General features: G+C 66.0%; 19 protein-coding genes. 9 read left to right on the plus strand and 10 right to left on the minus strand.

Annotated features, from left to right (window positions below; translation table 11 throughout):
- Positions 1-137: 137 nt before the first annotated feature.
- On the plus strand, positions 138-2,093 hold the full coding sequence (locus tag SD196_RS10315) for a methyl-accepting chemotaxis protein (RefSeq protein WP_416311393.1): 1,956 nt from the start codon (positions 138-140) through the stop codon (positions 2,091-2,093).
- On the opposite strand, the gene SD196_RS10320 is transcribed toward SD196_RS10315, so the two are convergent.
- Complete coding sequence (locus SD196_RS10320) at positions 2,061-3,797, minus strand: SulP family inorganic anion transporter (protein ID WP_275607775.1); 1,737 nt, start codon at positions 3,795-3,797, stop codon at positions 2,061-2,063. The genes SD196_RS10315 and SD196_RS10320 overlap by 33 nt on opposite strands.
- Before the next feature lie 238 nt (positions 3,798-4,035).
- The gene (locus SD196_RS10325) at positions 4,036-5,040 is read right to left on the minus strand and encodes an NADP-dependent oxidoreductase (RefSeq protein ID WP_416311394.1); all 1,005 of its coding nucleotides are present in this window, start codon (positions 5,038-5,040) and stop codon (positions 4,036-4,038) included.
- A 226-nt stretch (positions 5,041-5,266) separates the two neighbouring features.
- On the opposite strand from SD196_RS10325, the gene SD196_RS10330 reads away from it, so the two are divergent.
- Together SD196_RS10330 and SD196_RS10335 are read left to right on the plus strand one after the other, a co-directional pair.
- On the plus strand, positions 5,267-6,028 hold the full coding sequence (locus tag SD196_RS10330; protein ID WP_416311395.1) for an SDR family oxidoreductase: 762 nt from the start codon (positions 5,267-5,269) through the stop codon (positions 6,026-6,028).
- Positions 6,029-6,407: 379 nt separating this feature from the next.
- Complete coding sequence (locus SD196_RS10335) at positions 6,408-7,298, plus strand: bile acid:sodium symporter family protein (protein WP_331313979.1); 891 nt, start codon at positions 6,408-6,410, stop codon at positions 7,296-7,298.
- Positions 7,299-7,395: 97 nt separating this feature from the next.
- Here the strand turns inward: SD196_RS10335 and SD196_RS10340 are convergent, their stop codons facing one another.
- From SD196_RS10340 to SD196_RS10350, 3 genes are read right to left on the minus strand one after another with little or no spacing between them, the layout of a single operon-like run.
- A complete protein-coding gene (locus SD196_RS10340) occupies positions 7,396-8,559 on the minus strand; it encodes an AAA family ATPase (RefSeq protein ID WP_275607771.1) in 1,164 nt (387 codons plus the stop codon).
- A 53-nt stretch (positions 8,560-8,612) separates the two neighbouring features.
- The gene (locus SD196_RS10345; RefSeq protein ID WP_275607770.1) at positions 8,613-9,812 is read right to left on the minus strand and encodes a benzoate/H(+) symporter BenE family transporter; all 1,200 of its coding nucleotides are present in this window, start codon (positions 9,810-9,812) and stop codon (positions 8,613-8,615) included.
- Positions 9,813-9,824: 12 nt separating this feature from the next.
- Positions 9,825-10,427, minus strand: coding sequence for a LysE family translocator (locus tag SD196_RS10350; RefSeq protein WP_416311396.1), 603 nt, complete (start codon positions 10,425-10,427; stop codon positions 9,825-9,827).
- Positions 10,428-10,584: 157 nt separating this feature from the next.
- Between SD196_RS10350 and SD196_RS10355 the strand changes: the two genes are divergently transcribed.
- On the plus strand, positions 10,585-11,226 hold the full coding sequence (locus SD196_RS10355) for a hypothetical protein (RefSeq protein WP_416311397.1): 642 nt from the start codon (positions 10,585-10,587) through the stop codon (positions 11,224-11,226).
- On the opposite strand, the gene SD196_RS10360 is transcribed toward SD196_RS10355, so the two are convergent.
- Positions 11,223-11,666 carry a MarR family winged helix-turn-helix transcriptional regulator gene (locus tag SD196_RS10360; protein ID WP_416311398.1) on the minus strand — a complete coding sequence of 148 codons (444 nt, stop codon included), beginning with the start codon at positions 11,664-11,666 and terminating at the stop codon, positions 11,223-11,225. The two genes, SD196_RS10355 and SD196_RS10360, sit on opposite strands and share 4 nt — an antisense overlap.
- 82 nt (positions 11,667-11,748) lie before the next feature.
- On the opposite strand from SD196_RS10360, the gene SD196_RS10365 reads away from it, so the two are divergent.
- The 4 genes from SD196_RS10365 (at position 11,749) to SD196_RS10380 (ending at position 15,286) form a co-directional block, all read left to right on the plus strand.
- The gene (locus tag SD196_RS10365; protein ID WP_275607766.1) at positions 11,749-12,915 is read left to right on the plus strand and encodes a PLP-dependent aminotransferase family protein; all 1,167 of its coding nucleotides are present in this window, start codon (positions 11,749-11,751) and stop codon (positions 12,913-12,915) included.
- Positions 12,916-12,924: 9 nt separating this feature from the next.
- On the plus strand, positions 12,925-13,527 hold the full coding sequence (locus SD196_RS10370) for a glutathione S-transferase family protein (RefSeq protein ID WP_275607765.1): 603 nt from the start codon (positions 12,925-12,927) through the stop codon (positions 13,525-13,527).
- Between the two features lie 352 nt (positions 13,528-13,879).
- Positions 13,880-14,341, plus strand: a complete 462-nt coding sequence (locus SD196_RS10375; RefSeq protein ID WP_275607764.1) for a bacteriohemerythrin — start codon at positions 13,880-13,882, stop codon at positions 14,339-14,341.
- A 96-nt stretch (positions 14,342-14,437) separates the two neighbouring features.
- Positions 14,438-15,286 (plus strand): cache domain-containing protein, encoded by an 849-nt coding sequence (locus tag SD196_RS10380; RefSeq protein ID WP_416311399.1) that lies wholly within the window; start codon positions 14,438-14,440, stop codon positions 15,284-15,286.
- A 69-nt stretch (positions 15,287-15,355) separates the two neighbouring features.
- Here the strand turns inward: SD196_RS10380 and folE are convergent, their stop codons facing one another.
- The 4 genes from folE to SD196_RS10400 form a co-directional block, all read right to left on the minus strand.
- A complete protein-coding gene (folE, locus tag SD196_RS10385; protein ID WP_024765420.1) occupies positions 15,356-15,901 on the minus strand; it encodes a GTP cyclohydrolase I FolE in 546 nt (181 codons plus the stop codon).
- 141 nt (positions 15,902-16,042) lie between these two features.
- Positions 16,043-16,600, minus strand: coding sequence for a Smr/MutS family protein (locus tag SD196_RS10390; RefSeq protein ID WP_275607762.1), 558 nt, complete (start codon positions 16,598-16,600; stop codon positions 16,043-16,045).
- Positions 16,601-16,667: 67 nt separating this feature from the next.
- Positions 16,668-16,988 carry a hypothetical protein gene (locus tag SD196_RS10395; RefSeq protein ID WP_275607761.1) on the minus strand — a complete coding sequence of 107 codons (321 nt, stop codon included), beginning with the start codon at positions 16,986-16,988 and terminating at the stop codon, positions 16,668-16,670.
- Between the two features lie 171 nt (positions 16,989-17,159).
- Positions 17,160-17,756 carry a cysteine hydrolase family protein gene (locus tag SD196_RS10400; RefSeq protein WP_331313988.1) on the minus strand — a complete coding sequence of 199 codons (597 nt, stop codon included), beginning with the start codon at positions 17,754-17,756 and terminating at the stop codon, positions 17,160-17,162.
- Positions 17,757-17,935: 179 nt separating this feature from the next.
- Between SD196_RS10400 and prmB the strand changes: the two genes are divergently transcribed.
- Complete coding sequence (gene prmB / locus SD196_RS10405) at positions 17,936-18,853, plus strand: 50S ribosomal protein L3 N(5)-glutamine methyltransferase (protein WP_275607759.1); 918 nt, start codon at positions 17,936-17,938, stop codon at positions 18,851-18,853.
- Positions 18,854-18,893 lie beyond the last annotated feature (40 nt).

Here is an 18,893-nt window from a genome sequence, read left to right on the forward strand (position 1 = left end):
AGCAGCATCACGGTGCCATCACCGTCTCGGACTCTATCCAGCGTCCGACGACGCTCCTAATGTTCCCCGAAAAAACGACGACAACGAACAGGAGACCTTCGTCCCGAAGGATCGCCTGCATGCTGGGGGGAGATGCCATGGTTGCGTTCGTGCAGCGACGTCTGGCCGATATGGGAACGGCGAAGAAACTGGCCATCGGATTCGGCCTGGTGCTGCTGTTGACGGCGCTGGTGGCGGTGATCGGCGTCGCCTCGCTGTGCTCGATCTCCCAGCGCTTCGAGCTGCTCAACGACCTGTCGACGATCAATCGCTCGGTACTGGAGATGCGCCTGCGCGAGAAGGACTTCGTGCTCGATGGCAACCCCACGGCCGCGGATGACCTGCGCAAGCACGCGGCGCAGCTGGGCGAACGGGTGGCACGGCTCAAGACGCTGCCCGAGCAGGCGGCGACCATGACGCAGGTGGAGCAGGGCATCGCGGACTACCTGGCGGCCTTCGATCGCTTCGAGCAGTCCAGCAAGAGCCGGCGCCTGTCGCTGGATGCCGCGAGCTGGTCGGTGAGCGGTGCGTCCAACAGCCTGGATATCCTGCAATCGAGCCTCGCCGATGATGGCGCCTATGAGCTGAAGGAATCCCAGGGGCAGAAAGGCGAAGAACTGTTGCAGCAGGCCAGCCAGGTCAGCCAGTTGTCCCGCCTGGTGTTGCAGGGGCTCAACGAAGCCCGCTCGCGCCTGGAATCGGGTGGCGAGGAGAAACCCACGGATGGTCGTATCAAGTCCGCCGCCGAGGCTCTGGAGCTTTCCAGCAAATTGCAGGCGAGCATCACCGATCCGACCTATGTGACGGTGCTCAAGGACGTGGTCACCAATATCAACGCCTTCGTCGAGAAACTCGACGAGTACACCGCCGCCCTGGAGCAGGAAAAACAGGTGCACGCGCAGATGCGTGAGCGTGCGGACCAGGTCATGCAGCGCGTGGACGACGCCTACGCTGCGCAGCAGTCGGCCATGCTCGCCGGGCTGCGCACCAACGCCGGGTTGATCCTCGGTTCGGCGGCGCTGGCGCTGCTGGTGGGGGCGCTGGCAGCGCTGCTGATCACCTGGATGATCGTGCGCCCGCTGCGCCAGGTGATCGGCATGGCCAGTCGCATCGCCGAGGGCGACCTGAGCGCGACCATCGAGGTGCGGCGCAAGGATGAGGTGGGGCAACTGATGCTGGCCGTGGCGAGCATGGCCGACAGCCTGCGCGGTATCGTCAGCCGCCTGCGCGACGGCGTCGGGCAGATCACTGCGTCGGCGCAGGCGCTGTCCGGCGTTACCGAGCGCACCCAGCTCGGGGTGAACACGCAGAAGGCCGAGACCGAACAGGTGGCCACCGCGATGAACCAGATGGCGGCCACGGTGCACGACGTGGCGCGCAACGCCGAGGAGGCCGCCAGCTCCGCCGAGCAGGCCGACGGCAAGGTGGCCAGCGGGCAGGAAGTGGTACGCCAGACTCTCGGCCGCATCGAACAACTGGCCGAGGCGGTGCGTACCGCCACCCAGAGCATCGAACAGCTCGGCCGCGAGAGCCAGAATATCGGCAGCGTGCTCGACGTGATCAAGAGCGTCGCCGAGCAGACCAACCTGCTGGCCCTCAACGCTGCCATCGAGGCGGCGCGAGCGGGCGAGCAGGGTCGCGGCTTCGCCGTGGTCGCCGATGAGGTGCGAGCCCTGGCGCGGCGCACCCAGCAATCCACCGCCGAGATCGAAAGCCTGATCACGTCCTTGCAGAGCGACGCCGCCACCTCGGTGCAGCGCATGCAGCGCAGCCATGCGCTGGTGGAAATGACCGTTGGCGATGCGGTGCAGACCGAGGCGGCGCTGGGCACCATCGCTTCGGCGGTAGCGGTGATCCACCAGATGAACCAGCAGATCGCCGCCGCGTCCGAGCAGCAGAGCGCGGTGGCCGAGGAGATCAGTCGCAGCGTCACCAGCATCCGAGGCATCGCCGACGAATCGGCTCAGGCCATGGAGTCCACCGCTTCCTCCAGCGTCGAGCTGGCGCAGCTCAGCCGCGAACTACAGGGGCTGGTCGGGCAGTTTCGGCTCTGAGGGCTGATTCCAGGTGTCCTGCGCCTTGCGCTGACGATGCCAGCGCTTGTAGGCGTTGACCCCGGCGCGCACCGAGCTGAACACCAGCGGCGGCTTCACCTCGCCCAGCGCCCCGGAGCGCTTGAGCATCGCCAGCGTCTCGCCGGTGACCCGCGCCAGGGACAGGTGCACGCCCTGGGCATCGAGGGTCTGCTGCACTTCGCGCAAGGTCGTCAGGCCGCTGATGTCCAGGTTGAGGATGCCCTCGGCATTGAGCAGCACCGCACGTGGTTGGTGCGCCTGGGCCACCACTTCCAGCAGGCGCTGCTTGAAGTAGTCGGCGTTGAAGAACAGCAGCGGCGCATCGAAGCGGTAGATCACCAGCCCCGGCAGGGTGTGTGCGTTGGGGTACTGCTCCAGCTCCACCTGGCCGTCGATGCCGTGCACCCAGCCCATCACCGCGTCGTGGGGCCGATAGGTGAGGTAGAGCAGGCGCAGCAGGGCGAGCATGATGGCGACGAAGATGCCCGGCAGTACGCCGACACTGAGCACGCCCACTGTGGTCAGCACGCACAGGGCGAGCTCGAACCGACTCAGGTTCCAGAAGCCGCGCAGGGCGCGGAAATCGATCAGGCCCCAGCCGGCCATCAGCAACACTGCGCCCAGCGCCGGCACCGGCACCCAGCCCAGCGGCTTGCTGAACAGCAGCAGGATCAGGCCGATCACCAGGGCGGCGACGACCCCGACCATCTGGCTCTTGCCGCCGAGCATGTCGTTCACCGCGGTGCGCGAGTCGGCACCGCTGATCACGAAGCCCTGGGAAATCCCGGCGCCGATATTGGCCATGCCCAGCGCCATGAACTCATGGTTGGCATCGATGCTGTAGCCGTGGCGGGCGGCGAAACTGCGCGCGGTGAGCATGGCGCTGCAGAAACTGATGATGGTGATGCCCATGGCATCGCGGAACAGGCTGCCCATCTCCTCGATAGTGGTGTGCGGCAGGGTCAGCGTGGGCAGGCCCTGGGGCACTTCGCCGAGCAGCTTGATGCCGTACTGGTCGAGCCCCAGCAGCGCCGCCGCCAGGGTGGCGAACAGCACGCCGACCAGGGCACCGGGGATCTTCGGGTAGAAGCGCGGCAGGACGATCATCAGCAGCAGCGTGGACGAGCCCAGGGCGAGCGTCGGCAGGTGGGTGGCCTCCAGGTTGCGCAGCAGGGCGACCAGGCCGCGGATGAAACCGCTGGTTTCGCTGTGGTAGCCCAGCAGCTTGCCGAGCTGGCCGGCGATCAGGCTCAGGCCGATGCCGTTGAGATAGCCGACCAGCGTGGGCCGCGAGAGGAAACTGGCGACGAAGCCGGCGCGGGCGAAACCGGCGGCGATGGACAGCGCGCCGACCATCACCGCGACGATCATCGACAACTGCAACAGGCGTTGCGGGTCACCGGCCGCCAGCGGAGTGATCGCAGCGGCGACCATGGCGGCGGTCGCGGCGTCCGGGCCGACCATCAACTGCCGCGAGCTGCCCACCAGGGCGTAGATCAGCATCGGCAGGATGCAGGCGTAGAGCCCGACCTGGGCGGGGAAACCAATGATCTGCGCGTAGGCGATGGCGGTGGGAATCTGCACAGCGGCGACCGAGAGGCCGGCCTGGATATCGCGGGTCAGCCAGTCACGGCGATAGTGCAACAGGCTGTGCAGACCGGGCAGCCATTGGGCGAGGGGCATCGGTGAATCTTCCTTGGGGGCGACCAAGGAGCAAGCTTAGATGGAATAGGGGGGCGAGGCTTGTCGAAAATCAGTGAGATAGAGGGATCGGGACTCGTCGTAGGGCGTACAACCGTTCGCGGTTGTACGCCGATACGCCGGGCATGGACATGGGCTTCGTGGCTGAACCCGGAGCGCGGTGAAACCAAGGTGAGTCGGCGGATAACGTCCAACGTTATTCGCCCTGCATTGCTGTCCGTCAGACCTTCAAGACCAGCTTGCCGAAGTTCTCCCCACTGAAGAGTTTCGCCAGGGTCTCGGGAAAGGTTTCCAGTCCCTCGACGATGTCTTCCTTCGACTTGAGCTTGCCCTCGGCGATCCAGGTCGCCATGTCCTTGAAGCCTTCCGGGAAGCGGTTGGCGTAGTCCATTACCACCATGCCTTCCATACGCGCGCGGTTGACCAGCAGCGACAGGTAGTTGGCCGGGCCGCGCACCGCTTCCTTGTTGTTGTACTGGCTGATGGCGCCGCAGATCACCACCCGCGCCTTGGGCGCCAGGCGGGCCAGCACGGCGTCGAGGATGTCGCCACCGACGTTGTCGAAGAACACGTTCACGCCCTTGGGGCACTCGCGCTTGAGGCCGGCGTTGACGTCCTCGGCCTTGTAGTCGATGGCGCCGTCGAAGCCCAGCTCCTCCACCAGGTAGCGGCATTTGTCCGCGCCACCGGCGATGCCCACCACCCGGCAGCCCTTGATCTTCGCAATCTGCCCGACCACGCTGCCCACTGCGCCGGCGGCGCCGGAGACCACCACGGTATCGCCTGCCTGCGGCTGACCCACGTCGAGGAAGCCGAAGTAGGCGGTCATGCCGGTCATGCCCAGTGCCGAGAGGTACAGCGGCAGCGGTGCGCGCTGGCTGTCGACCTTGTAGAAACCCTTGGGCTCGCCGTGGAAGTAGTCCTGCACGCCGAGGGCGCCGTTCACTTCGTCGCCGACCTTGAAGTCCGGGTGCTGCGAGGCGATCACCTTGCCCACGCCCAGGGCGCGCATCACGTCGCCGATGGCCACCGGGGCGATGTAGGACTTGGCGTCGTTCATCCAGCCGCGCATGGCCGGGTCCAGCGAGAGGTACTGGTTCTGTACCAGGATCTGGCCGGGGCCGGGCTCGCCGACCGCGGTTTCCACGTAGGCGAAGGTGTCGCGGGTGGCGGCGCCGACCGGGCGCTGGGCGAGCTGGAACTGGCGATTGATCTGGGCGGTCATGGCAGTGAACTCATGAGGGGAAAGCCATAGGTGATAGTCCTCGCAGCCAGTGGCGGCAAGCTCCGTCCGCCGGAGGAATGATCGCTTATCGGTCTGAGTGATCTGGCATCGAAGGCATCATCATCGATATGGATGCATCGCCCATGCGCCGCCTGATAGTGCTTCGCCTCCTCGGGTGGCTGGCTAGACTGCGACGGTTATTCCCACACCGCTTCGAGGTTCGCTCATGAGTCAGCTGCTTTCCGGCCAGGTCGCCCTGGTCACCGGCGCCGGTAACGGCATCGGCCGCGCCACCGCCCAGGCCTTTGCCCAGCAGGGCGTGAAGGTCGTGGTTTCCGACGTCGATACCAAGGGCGGCGAGGCCACCGTCGAGCTGATCCGCGCGGCGGGCGGCGACGCCACCTTCATCCGTTGCGACGTGACCCGCGACGCCGAGGTCAAGGCGCTGGTGGAAGGCACCGTGGCCGCATACGGTCGCCTGGACTACGCCTTCAACAACGCCGGTATCGAGATCGAGAAGGGCCGGCTGGCCGAGGGCGAGGAAAGCGAGTTCGACGCCATCATGGGGGTAAACGTGAAGGGTGTCTGGCTGTGCATGAAGCACCAGATTCCGGTGATGCTCGCCCAGGGTGGCGGCGCCATCGTCAACACCGCCTCGGTGGCCGGCCTGGGCGCCGCGCCGAAGATGAGCATCTACGCCGCCTCCAAGCATGCGGTGATCGGCCTGACCAAGTCCGCCGCCATCGAATACGCGAAGAAGAAGGTGCGCATCAATGCGGTATGCCCGGCGGTGATCGACACCGACATGTTCCGCCGCGCCTACGAGGCCGATCCGAAGAAGGCCGAGTTCGCCGCCGCCATGCACCCGGTGGGACGTGTCGGCCGTGTCGAGGAGATTGCCGCTGCCGTGCTGTACCTGTGCAGCGACAATGCCGGCTTCACCACCGGTATCGCGCTGCCGGTGGATGGCGGGGCGACGGCGATCTGATGTTTCGGGCTGGGTGGTCCGGCGCTCGGGCTGCCCTCACCCTAACCCTCTCCCAGTGGGAGAGGGGACCGTTCGGCAGGCTCGGAAAGTCTGGAGCTTCCATCCGGCACTCAGGTTTGCCGTCACTTCGGACGACTCCCTCTCCTCGGGGAGAGGGTTGGGGTGAGGGGATAACCCCCCCCCCCCGCGCCACTACTGCCATGAGACACCTGTAGGAGCGGGCTTGCTCGCTCCTACAACATCACCCACACGATTCCGCTCCGTTCGTCACAAATCTCCGCATTCTGTTACAGGAAGAAATGGTTATCGCCCTCAAGGCCGGCTACAAACGCAGTAACGGTCGAAGGAATCGGCCGACTTCAGTTGGAGAATAACGACAATGACCGACAGCCCCTTGCTGACCCTCTTCTTGCCCATTTCCCTGGGCATCATCATGCTCGGCCTCGGTCTGTCCCTGACGATCGCCGATTTCGTCCGCGTCGTGCGCTATCCCAAACCGGTCATCATCGGGCTGGTCTGCCAGATCATCCTGCTGCCGCTGGCCTGTTTCCTGATCACCCTCGGCTTCGCCCTGGAGGCGGCGCTGGCGGTGGGCATGATGCTGCTCGCCTCGGCGCCCGGCGGCACTACCGCCAACCTCTACAGCCACCTGGCCCATGGTGACGTGGCGCTGAACATCACGCTGACCGCGGTGAACTCGGTGATCGCCATCCTCACCATGCCGCTGATCGTCAACCTGTCGCTGCTCTACTTCATGAACGACGGCCAGACCATCCCGCTGCAGTTCGGCAAGGTGGTGCAGGTGTTTATTATCGTCCTGGGGCCGGTGGCCATCGGCATGCTCATCCGCCGCCAGTTGCCGAGACTGGCGGCCGCGTTGCAGAAGCCGGTGAAGATCCTCTCCGCGCTGTTGCTGCTGGTGATCATCGTCCTGGCGGTGGCCAAGGACTGGCCGACCTTCGTCGCCTATGCCCCGGTCGTCGGCGCGGCGGCGCTGTGCTTCAACCTGCTCAGCCTCGCCGTCGGCTACTGGGTGCCGCGCCTGCTCAAATTGCCCAAGCCGCAGGCGGTGGCCATTGGCATGGAGATCGGCATCCACAACGGCACCCTCGCCATCGCCCTGGCGCTCAGTCCCATGCTGCTGAACAACAAGACCATGGCGATCCCGGCGGCGATCTACGGCGTATTGATGTTCTTCACCGCCGCCATCTTCGGCTGGTGGGTGAGCCGGGGCGTGGCCAAGGCCGCAGCGGATCAGGTGGCTGCCTGAGTCGCAGGCGTTTCGCTTCCCGGTGGTTCCGGTGCTGGGCGCTTCGCGAGCAGGCTCGCTCCTGCGGGGCGGCGCGTTTCTGGGTTAAGCGATTCGCTCAATCCGCCCAATGCCACGCCGGCGCGTCGAACATGCCCTGGTCGCGGATGCGTGTCTGGCCCAGTTCCTTGTCCAGGTGCAGGCAATTGCAGTCCGGGTGCTCCTCCAGAGTGGCGATCAACCGGCTGGCGTGGGAGACGACCCACACCTGGGTGTGCTTCGACGCCTGGATGATCAGCCGCCCCAGCGCCGGCAACAGGTCCGGGTGCAGGCTGGTTTCCGGTTCGTTGAGCACCATCAGCGACGGCGGGCGTGGGGTGAGCAGGGCGGCTACCAGCAGTAGGTAGCGCAGGGTGCCGTCCGACAGTTCCGCTGCGCTCAGTGGCCGCAGCAGGCCGTATTGCTTCAGGGCGACGGCGAAGCGCCCGCCCGGTTGACAGTCGATCTGTAGCTCGGCGCCGGGGAAGGCGTCGCTGATGGCGGTTTCCAGGGCGCGAGCGTCGCCGATTTCACGAATGGTTTGCAGCGCGGCGGCGAGGTCGCGGCCGTCGTGGTGCAGCACCGGCGTGCGCGTGCCCAGTTGCGGCTGGCGCGCGGGAGCGTCGGCGTCGGTGCGGAAGTGGTCATAGAAGCGCCAGCCGCGAATCTGGTCGCGCAGTAGTAGCGCTTCGGGGCAGTCGGAGCCGCTGCCGATCTGGGTGAACAGGCTGTCGAAGGTCGGGATGTGCTGTTCCAGCACTTGCCAGCTGCGGCCTTCGCGGGCGCGCAGCATCGGGCCGTTGCGCTCCACCAGTTGTGACGCGGGGCGATACCAGGGGCCAGCCCAGATGCTTTCGTGCTTGATCTCCGGGTCCAGGCCAAAGGCGCTGACCACCGGCGGCGGTGGCAGGCCGAGGGCGATGGCGTAACCGAAGTCTTCGCCAGCAAAGCCCAGGCGCAGGCGCTTTACGTCGTTGCGTGGGCCGCCCTGGACTTCCACCTCGCCCGTGCGCATGCGCCGTGAATGGGTTTCCGGCCCGGCCCAGAAGGTGGATTCCAGTCCGCCTTCGCGGGCCAGCGCATTGACCACGCCGCCTTGTGCCGTCTCGGCGAGCAGGCGCAGGGCGCGATAGAGGTTGGACTTGCCGCTGCCGTTGGCGCCGGTGATCAGGTTCAGCCGGCCCAGCGGCAGCACCAGCGAGTTGATCGAGCGGTAGTTGGCGACGGCCAGGGTGTGCAGCATGCGGGCGATCCGGTTCAGGCAATCGCCCGCATGCTAGCAGAAGGGGTGTCCCCTTACGGGGCGCGGCGCCAGTTCAGTACCAGCTGCGTCAGCAGGCCCGCCACCAGTCCCCAGAAGGCCGAGCCCACGGAGAACAGGGTGAAGCCCGAGGCGGTGACCAGGAAGGTGACCATCGCCGCTTCGCGCTGCCGGGCTTCGGCCATGGCGTTGGTCAGGCCGTTGGTGATCGAGCCGAGCAGGGCCAGCGCCGCGATGGACAGCACCAGCGCCTTGGGCAGCGCGACGAAGAGTGCCGCCAGGGTGGCGCCGAAGATGCCGGCGACGCCGTAGAACAGCCCGCACCAGAGCGCGGCGGTGTAGCGCTTGTGCGGGTTCTCGTGGGCTTCCGGGCCGGTGCAGATGGCTGCGCTGATCGCCGCCAGGTTGATGCCGTGGGAACCGAAGGGCGCCAGCAGCAGCGAGGCGATGCCGGTGGTGGAGATTAGCGGCGAGGCGGGCACCTGGTAGCCGTCCGCGCGCAACACGGCGAGGCCCGGCATGTTCTGCGAGGCCATGGCGACGATGAACAGCGGGATGCCGATGCTGATGGTGGCGGCCAGGGAGAAGCTTGGGGTGGTCCACACCGGGCGTGCGATTTCCAGCTGGAAGTGGCTGAAGTCGAGCAGACCGAGGACGCCGGCCAGGGCGATGCCCACCAGCAGCGCGGCGAACACCGCGTAGCGCGGCGACAGGCGCTTGGCGACGAGGTAGCTGAGGAACATCGCCACCACCAGCAGGGTTTGCTGTTCGGCGGCGTGGAGGATTTCCACGCAGATGCGGAACAGCACGCCAGCCAGCAGGGCGGCGGCCAGCGAGCCGGGCACCTGGCGCATCAGGCGGTCGAAGCTGCCGGTGACGCCGCACAGGGTGATCAAGGCTGCGCAGACGATGAAGGCGCCGATGGCCTCGCCATAGGGCACGCCGGGCAGGCTGCTGATCAGCAGCGCCGCGCCGGGAGTGGACCAGGCGATGACGATGGGGGTGCGGTAGCGCAGGGTCAGGCCGATGGTGGTCAGTGCCATGCCGATGGACAGCGCCCAGATCCACGAGGAAATCTGCGCGGTGGAGAGACCCGCCGCCTGGCCGGCCTGGAACATCAGCACCAGCGAGCTGGTGTAGCCGGTGAGCATGGCGACGAAGCCGGCCACCACGGCGGCGGGGGAGGAGTCGGCCAGCGGACGCAGGGGGGCGGAAGCGGGGGTGGTTTCAGTCATGCACGGATTCCATCAGGCGCTGGTGAGCAGCGGGTAGAGCGAGGCGACCAGCAGGGTGGCCATGCCCAGGTTGAACAGGCGCAGGCGCACGGGGTCCTCCAGCCAGCGCCGCAACAGGCTACCGAGGATAGTCCAGACGCCCACGCTGGGCAGGTTGACCACGGCGAACAGGGTGGCCAGGAGGATCACGTTGCTGATGAAGGCGTCGGGCGGCAGGTAGGTGGCGATGGCGCCCACCGCCATGACCCAGGCCTTGGGGTTGACCCACTGGAAGGCGGCGGCCTGGAGGAAGCTCATCGGCCTTGCGTTGTTCTCGCCGGCCGCCTCGGGGGCGCCGGCGCGGGCGATCTTCCACGCGAGGTAGACCAGGTAGGCGCCGCCGGCATAGCGCAGCGCCTGGTAGCTCGCCGGGAAGCGTTCGAACAGCTGGTGCAGGCCGGTACCGACGGCCACCACCAGCAGCAGGAAGCCGATGCTGATGCCGAGCATGTGCGGGATGGTCCGGCGAATGCCGAAGTTCACGCCCGAGGCCAGCAACATCATGTTGTTCGGGCCGGGGGTGATGGAGGTGACGAAGGCGAACAGCACGAAGGCGCCGAGGAGTTCGATGGGCATGGCGGAGTACCGGTCTTGTTGTAGGGCCAGACTAATCCCGCTGGCGCGGGGCTGTCCCGTAACAGCCAGTGGCCGAGTGGGCCGTACAGTCGCGGTGGCAAGCAGCGCCTGCGCGAAGTATGTTGCACCTGCATCGTCAGTCTGGAGCCAACGGTCCATGGACCAGAACCCTTACGCCGCCCCGAAGGTGGAACTGGTGGACGCCCGGGCGCCGGAGCCTTTCCTGCATGGGCGCTGGAGCGCCGGTGGATTGCGGCTGCTCGCGGGGTTGAGCCTGGCCATGCTGCTGACCGAGCTGGCCCTGCTGGGGATGTCGATCGTCAATCGCCTGCCGGGCGCGGCCGCCATTGGGCAGCTGGAAGTGTGGTTGAGCGTGCTCAGCGTGTTGCTCGGCTGCTTCCTGACCTGGCGCTGCACCCGCTTCCTCGAGGATCGCTTCAGCGCCCTAGGCCTGCGCTGGCCGATGGCGATCTCGATCGCGATGGCGGTACTGATGCAGCTCCACAGCATGGTGTTCGACGTCGAGTTCAACGAGATCCATGGCGGGGCGACGCTGGCGTTCCTGCTGATGTTCCTGCCCAGTGGCATCGCCCAGCTCTGGTATGGCATCCGCGTGCTGAAGATCGCGCTGCCTTATCCAACGGTGAAGGTGATGGGCTGGTTCGACGTGGTGGTTGGCGGGTGCCTGGCGACGGTCGTCCTGTTCGTGCCCGGCACCCTGCTGGCGATGGCCAGCACCATTCCCCTGGCGCTGATGTTCCTGCGCGGGGCGCGGGAGCTGGATAGCGCAGCGGGTTAATCCCGCTCCTGCGGATGGGCGATGGCCTGGTTCACCGCCATCCAGCCCCTGACCGCATCCTCGCCGGCCTCGCTGAAGGCGCGCTGCAACAGCCGGTCCTGCTCGCGGCGCAGGGCTTTCTCCAGCTTGCTGCCTTCCGGCGTCAGTTCCAGCAGGCGCTTGCGCTTGTCGCTGTCGGCCGCCTCGCTGCGGATCAGGTGCATTTCCAGCAGCTGGCGCAGCGGGGTGTTCAGGGCCTGCTTGGTCACTCCCAGGGCGCTCAGCAACTGGCTGACGCTCAGGCCCGGATTGCGCGCGATGAAGAACAGGATGCGGTGGTGGACGCGGCTGAGCCCGCGGCGGGCGAGCATTTCGTCCGGCTTCGCGGTGAAGGCCCGGTAGCTGTAGAAGAAGGCTTCGATGGCCTGGAGCTGAAGCGCGTTTTTTATTAGGTCAGGCATATTGACGTATCCGTCGTGGGCGTCGTAGCTTCGGTCAAGCAGTTTGACTCATTCTTCCGTGCTCACGCTACCGGTGACCCCCATGGCCTTCTCCGAACGCATTGCCCGTCTGAAAAGCTCCTTGATCCGTGAAATCCTTGCCGCGGCGCAGCGTCCGGAAGTGATGTCCTTCGCCGGTGGCCTGCCCGCCGAGCCGATGCTGCCGAAGGTCGAGTGGGCCGAGATGCCGGTGAGCATGGGGCAGTACGGCATGAGCGAGGGCGAGCCTGCGCTGCGCGAGGCCATCGCCACCGAAGCCCGACGCCTGGGCGTGCCCTGCGAGGCGAGCCAGGTGCTGATCGTCAGTGGCTCGCAGCAGACCCTGGACCTGGCCAGCAAGCTGTTCATCGATCCGGGCACCGAGGTGCTGCTCGAAGCGCCGACCTACCTGGCCGCGCTGCAGGCCTTCCAGCTGTTCGGCGCCAACTGCCTGACCGTGCCGCTGGGCGCCGAAGGCCCGGACGTCGCGGCCCTGCGCCAGCGCTTGGAGACCAGCAAGCCGTCCTTCGCCTACCTGATCCCGACTTTCCAGAATCCGTCCGGCGTGCGCTACAGCGAACAGCGCCGCGATGAGGTTGCCGCCGTGCTCGACGAGTTCGGCGTGACCCTGATCGAAGACGAACCCTACCGCGAGCTGGTGTTCGACGACGGCGCCGCCACCCCGCTGGTCAGCCGCCTGAAGAAGGCCAGCTGGATCTACACCGGCACCGTCTCCAAGACGCTGCTGCCGGGCCTGCGCGTCGGCTTCCTGATCGCCACCCCGGACCTGTTCCCGCACCTGCTGCGCCTGAAACAGTCCGCCGACCTGCATACCAACCGCGTCGGCCAGTGGCAGGCGCTGCAGTGGTTCGGCACCGAGGCTTATCGTGGCCACCTGGCCGAGCTGCGCGATTTCTACCGCATCCGCCGCGACGCCATGCAGGCGCAGCTGGAGGAGCACTTCGCCGAGCTGGCCGAGTGGAACGTGCCGCAGGGCGGCCTGTTCTACTGGCTGAAACTCAGGCAGCCGCTGGACACCCGTACGCTGCTGGACGCGGCCCTGGCGCAGAACGTAGCCTTCATGCCCGGCGAACCCTTCTTCACCCAACCGGATGCCAACCCCGGCTACCTGCGGCTGAACTTCAGCCATGTGGCGCCGGAGCGCGCGGGCGAAGGCCTGCGCCGCCTGGCTGCCGTGATCCGCGACGCGCAAGCCGCCAAATCCAGCTGAGGAGCGACCATGTACACCGTCTACGGCGATCAACTCTCCGGCAACTGCTACAAGGTCAAGCTGGCTCTGCACCTGCTCGGCCTGCCTTACCAGTGGCGCGATATCGATATCCTCAAGGGCGAGACCCAGACCCCCGAATTCCTCGCGAAGAACCCCAACGGCAAGGTGCCGGTACTGGAGCTGGAGGACGGCACCTGCCTGTGGGAGTCCAACGCCATCCTCAACTTCCTCGCCGACGGCAGCGAGCTGCTGCCCAGCGAACCGCGCCTGCGCACCCAGGTGCTGCAATGGCAGTTCTTCGAGCAGTACAGCCATGAGCCCTACGTGGCGGTGGCGCGCTTCATCGAGTTCTACCTCGGCCTGCCCGAGGAGCGTCGCGAGGAGTACGCCAGTTGCCACAAGGGCGGCTACAAGGCGTTGAAGGTGATGGAGAAACAGCTGGAGCAGACACCCTATCTGGTCGGTGACCGCTACTCGATCGCCGACATCACCCTGTACGCCTACACCCACGTGGCGCACCAGGGCGGCTTCGATCTGTCGAATTTTCCGGCGATCAATGCCTGGCTGGCGCGGGTGGCTGATCATCCCCGGCATGTCACCATGCAGGACTGAACGTCACGCTCCGCACCTGAAAACGCCGCTTCCCGTGAAGCGGCGTTTTGTTTTTTGTAGGAGCGAGCTTGCTCGCGAACAAATTATCCGGTCACTACGGCGCCGGGCAGTTCGCGAGCAAGCTCGCTCCTACGAAGAGATCTTTCTTCGTGCCGGGTTTCTACTCAATGCTTCCCATGCGACTTTCGTCTAAAAAGCTCAAAATATCATAGGTTTAGGCTAATTCCACTTGACCCGTATCATGGCGACGACTCGCCGTCATCCCTAACCTTGCCCGGCTGCATGCGGTCGTTCCGATGTGGCCGGGTGCGAGTCGCAGGCAGTGTCGTCGCCCGGCAGGTGAGGGGGGAAGATGGCCTATCTGGTCTGGCAGGAGGATCTCAATACCGGGATTCAGGTAATCGACACGCAGCACAAGCGCATCGTCGAGATGATCAATCAGCTGCACGACGCGCAGGCGCAGCATGACCGGGCGCTGCTGGGCAACGTGATCGAGGAACTGGTCGACTACACCCTGTCGCATTTCGCCTTCGAGGAGACCCTGCTGGAGGACTCCGGCTACCAGTTCACCCGCGCCCACAAGAAGGTGCACGAACTGTTCATCAAGCGGGTTTCCGACTACCGCCTGCGCTTCGAGTCCGGCGAGGACGTGGCCGATGAGCTCAAGGGGCTGCTGGGTCGCTGGCTGTTCAATCACATCCGCAACGACGACGCCAACTACGTGGAGGCGGTGAAGTCCAGCATGCAGGAGCTGACCCGCGACCAGAGCCAGGGCGGCTGGCTGTCGCGCTCGATGAAACGCTTCTTCGGCTGAATCATCAGGGAAATCGGCCTAGTCGCGACGCGAAACCCCCAAGGCTATCTATGCTCAGTGCTACATAACGAGACATGCCATTGGGGGTTCATCGGTATGAAAACGCTGTTGAAATCGCTGTTGCTGGTTTCCCTGCTGACTTCTTCCTTCTCCCTGTTCGCCGCCCAGGCCACCACGCCGACCGAGGCCACGCGCGCCCAGGCGCTGCTGACCAAAGCGGTGGCCTACTACAAGAAGGAGGGCGACAAGGCCTTTGCGGCGTTCAGCCGCCAGGGCGAATTCATCGATGGTGATCTCTACGTCTTCGTGGTGGACAGCAAGGGCACCATGCTGGCCAGCGGCGGGCCGTCGGTGGTGCTGATCGGCCGCGACGTGTCGACGACGCTCGATCCCTCCCTGCGCGAACAGTTCGCCAAGACGCTCGCCCAGCCCGCCACCGGCAAGGTGCAACAGGCGGACTACCGCTGGAAGAACTGGGCTGACGGCCGCACCGAACGCAAGCACGTGTACTACGAGCGGGTCGGCGACCGCTTCATCGCCACCGGCTACTACCTGCCGCGCGCCACGCCGGAGCGGGCGATGGCGATGCTGGACAAGGCGGCGAAGGCCATCGAGACCGATCCGGCTGGCACTTTCCGCAAGATCAATGCGCTCGATAGCAGCTTCATCGAAGACGATCTCTACGTGTTCGCCGTCGATCTCGATACCTCGAAGTTCGTCGCCCACGGCTTCAACAGCCGCATGGTCGGCACCGACTTCGCAACGCTGAAGGATCCGGGCGGCAACCCGGTCGGCCATGCCATGCTGGAACTCGCCCGTGGCAAGGGCGAAGGGGAGTTCGCCTACCAGTGGCGCAACCCGGTGACCACCCAGGTGGAGAACAAGCACGCCTTCCTGCGCAAGGTCGGCCACTACATGGTCGCGGTCGGCTACTACACGCGCTGATCGCGGGGATAAAACAGCAGACAGAAAAAACCGGCCCGAGGGCCGGTTTTTTCATGGCGACGGTTCGGCTCAGCGGATCAGGCTGAGGAACTCGCTGCGGGTGGCGGCGTTCTCGCGGAATTCGCCGAGCATCACCGAGGTGACCATCGAGGAGTTCTGCTTCTCCACGCCGCGCATCATCATGCACATGTGCTTGGCCTCGATCACCACGGCCACGCCTAGCGCGCCGGTGACCTGTTGCACGGCCTCGGCGATCTGCCGCGACATGTTTTCCTGGATCTGCAGGCGACGGGCGTACATGTCGACGATGCGCGCGACCTTCGACAACCCCAGCACCTTGCCATTGGGGATGTAGGCGACGTGGGCCTTGCCGATGAAGGGCAGCAGGTGGTGTTCGCACAGCGAGTAGAGCTCGATGTCCTTGACCAGCACCATTTCACTGTTGTCGGAGCTGAACAGGGCGCCGTTGACGATCTCCTCCAGCGTCTGCTGGTAGCCGCGGCAGAGGTACTGCATGGCTTTGGCGGCACGCTTGGGCGTGTCGACCAGACCTTCGCGGGTGACGTCCTCACCGAGCTGGCTGAGGATCGCGGAGTAGTTTTGTTCCAGGGACATGGATCTACCTGTGGCAATGACAAATATGAGAACCGTGGCGCAGGGTAGGGCGCGCGGCCTTGGCTGGCAAGGGCGGCGTGCCGGTTGGCGCATTATGGCGGCCGTGCTGGCGCCTATCGTTCGTCCCGGCCTTGAAGTCTGTTACTCGTCCCGGCCTTCGAGCATGGTCCGCCGCAGCATCACGTAGATGGCGCCGGCGCCGCCGTGGCGCGGCAGGCAGGAGGCGAAGCCCAGTACCTGCGGGTGCTGGCGCAGCCAGGTGTTCACGTGGCTCTTCATCATCGGGCTCTTGCCGTCGATGCGCGCGGCCTTGCCGTGGGTGACGCGCACGCAGCGAACCTCGAAGCGGGTGGCTTCGGCGATGAAGTCCCAGAGGGTCTCGCGGGCCTTCTCGATCTTCATGCCATGCAGGTCGAGGCTGCCCTCGAAGCCGATCTGGCCGGCCTTGAGCTTGCGCATCTGGCCTTCCTGGACGCCGTCACGGGCCCAGTAGAGTTCGTCTTCCGGGCCGACATCGATGACGAACTGGTCGGAGAGGCCGTCCACCCGGACATTCTCGGTGCGCACGCTCGCATTCTGCCGCAGCTCCTTGAGCTGCTGGCGGTCGGCCTTGGGCTTGCCGGTATCGGCCTGGTCCACGGTGATGCGCTTGACGCCGCGCATCTCGCGGCTGAACAGGGAAAAGTCGTCGTCTTGCATGCGCACCTCCACGAAGAGCCGCGCAGTTTAACGGATCAAGCGGAATTTGCGGAAATCCGCAGGCGGCTCAGTCGCGCTTCTTCATCAGTCTCGGCGACAGGCTCAGGCCTTCGCGGCCACGTGCCCGGCGGCGGGCGGCACGCCAGAACATCACGCCCAGCCAGAGGCAGAACAGGCCGATGACCAGCAGGACGGCGCCGGCGCCCGGCTCGATGTGCAGCACACCCACGGCGGGCTGGCGCCGCAACAGCGCGGCGACGCCGGCCATTGCGGACAGAATGCCGAAGGTGGCGATCACCGCGGCCAGGGCAGCGGCGAAGCGCCAGCGCCAGCGTCCCGGACGCTTGGGACGCAGGGACCGTGGATCGAAACTATCGGACAACTTCATCCCGACTTCCTCATCTGGTGAACGAGGCTATGACCGGTCAGGGCCGGAAGGGGTTCCAACCCCGGGGTCGGGAGGCGCGGTTGGCTCGGCTCCAGCAGGGCCATGGGCTCTGCGCCTAAGCTGAGCCTAACCGCTGACGGTTGTGACTGCCGCCCGTCGGGACGGACGGTGTCAGACCAGGGCCTGGGCCTGGGCGACCACCGCGGCGAAGTTGTCGCCCAGGGCGGCGATTTCCGCCCGGTGCAGGTCGCGTGCGGCGAGCACGCCGCCTTCCGGGGTGGGGATGTCGCGGGTGGCGCAGGCAGCGTCCACCAGGGTGCAGCGGTAGCCGTAGTCCTTGGCGGCACGCACGGTGGTACTGATGCTCGAATGGGTCATGAAGCCGCAGACGATCACATCCAGACGACCATTGGCCTGCAGGCGGTCGTGCAGGTCGGTGCCGGCGAAGGCGTTGGGCAGGCGCTTGTCCACCACCACCTCACCCGGCAGCGGGGCGAGTTCGGGGAGGAACTGGCCACGCGGGCCCTGCGGGTCGAGCACGCCGCCACGCACGCCCAGATGGTGCACATGGACAATCGGGGTGCCCATGGCGCGAGCCGACTCCAGCAGCTGGCGGATCTGCGCCACCGCCGCGTCCAGGTCCGGCAGGGCCAGCACGCCGCTGCGGTACTCCTCCTGGGCATCGATGATCAACAGAGTGCTCTGGCGCAGCGTGGCCGGCGGATACCCGCGTCCACTGATCTGCAGCATGCTGAGCGGATGGGACATGTCTCAACTCCTGATAATCCACGTGCCACCATTGTGGGCTGTAACGCGCCCCCTGTGAATCTTTGCGTACTCGCTCCAAAGTGGTATTGGCAAGATCAACGATAGCTGGTCGGAGGCGCGCCAGTGGGTCGCTGTTCCGGTAGAATGCGCCCCTTTTTGCGAGCTGCGAGGACTGCGCCGTGACTCAATCCCGTTTGCTGACCCTGCGTGACCACATCCGCTGGGCGGTCAGCCGTTTCCACGCCGAGGAGCTGTTCTTCGGTCATGGTACCGACAACGCCTGGGACGAGGCCCGTCAACTCGTGCTGGGCGCGCTGCATCTGCCGTGGGAGATGGCCGATGCCTACCTGGATTGCCGCCTCGAAGACGAGGAACGCGAGTACCTGATGCACCTGCTGCGCCGGCGCATCGAAGAGCGCGTGCCCACTGCCTACTTGCTGGGCGAGGCCTGGTTCTGCGGGCTGCCGTTCGTGATCGACGAGCGCGTGCTGGTGCCGCGCTCGCCCATCGCCGAGCTGATCGAACGCCGCTTCGAGCCATGGCTGGCGGTCGATCCGGCACGCATTCTGGACCTCTGTACCGGCTCGGGCTGCATTGGCATCGCCTGCGCCAGCGCCTTCCCCGATGCCGAGGTGGTGCTGGGCGACCTGTCCTTCGATGCCCTGGAAGTGGCCAACATCAACATCGAGCGTCACGAACTGGGCGAGCGCGTCTACACCGTGCAGGGCGACGGCTTCGCCGGCCTGCCGGGGCAGCGCTTCGACCTGATCGTGTCCAATCCGCCCTATGTCGACGCCGAAGACTTCGCCGACATGCCCGCCGAATATCACCACGAGCCGGCGCTGGGCCTGGCCTGCGGCGACGATGGCCTGGACCTGGTGCGGCGCATGCTGGCCGAGGCGGCGGACCACCTGACCGAGCGCGGCAGCCTCATCGTCGAGGTGGGCAACAGCCAGGTGCATGTGGCGGCGCTCTATCCGGAAGTGGACTTCACCTGGCTCGAGTTCGAGTACGGCGGCCATGGCGTGTTCCTGCTCTCGGCGGCGCAGTGTCGACAGCACCAGGACCTGTTCAAGGCGCGGGTGAAGGGGAATTGAGGTAGGGCGTATAACGCTCCGCGTTATACGCCGATTGGCC

Source organism: Pseudomonas macauensis (assembly GCF_047902425.1).
GTDB lineage: Bacteria > Pseudomonadota > Gammaproteobacteria > Pseudomonadales > Pseudomonadaceae > Pseudomonas.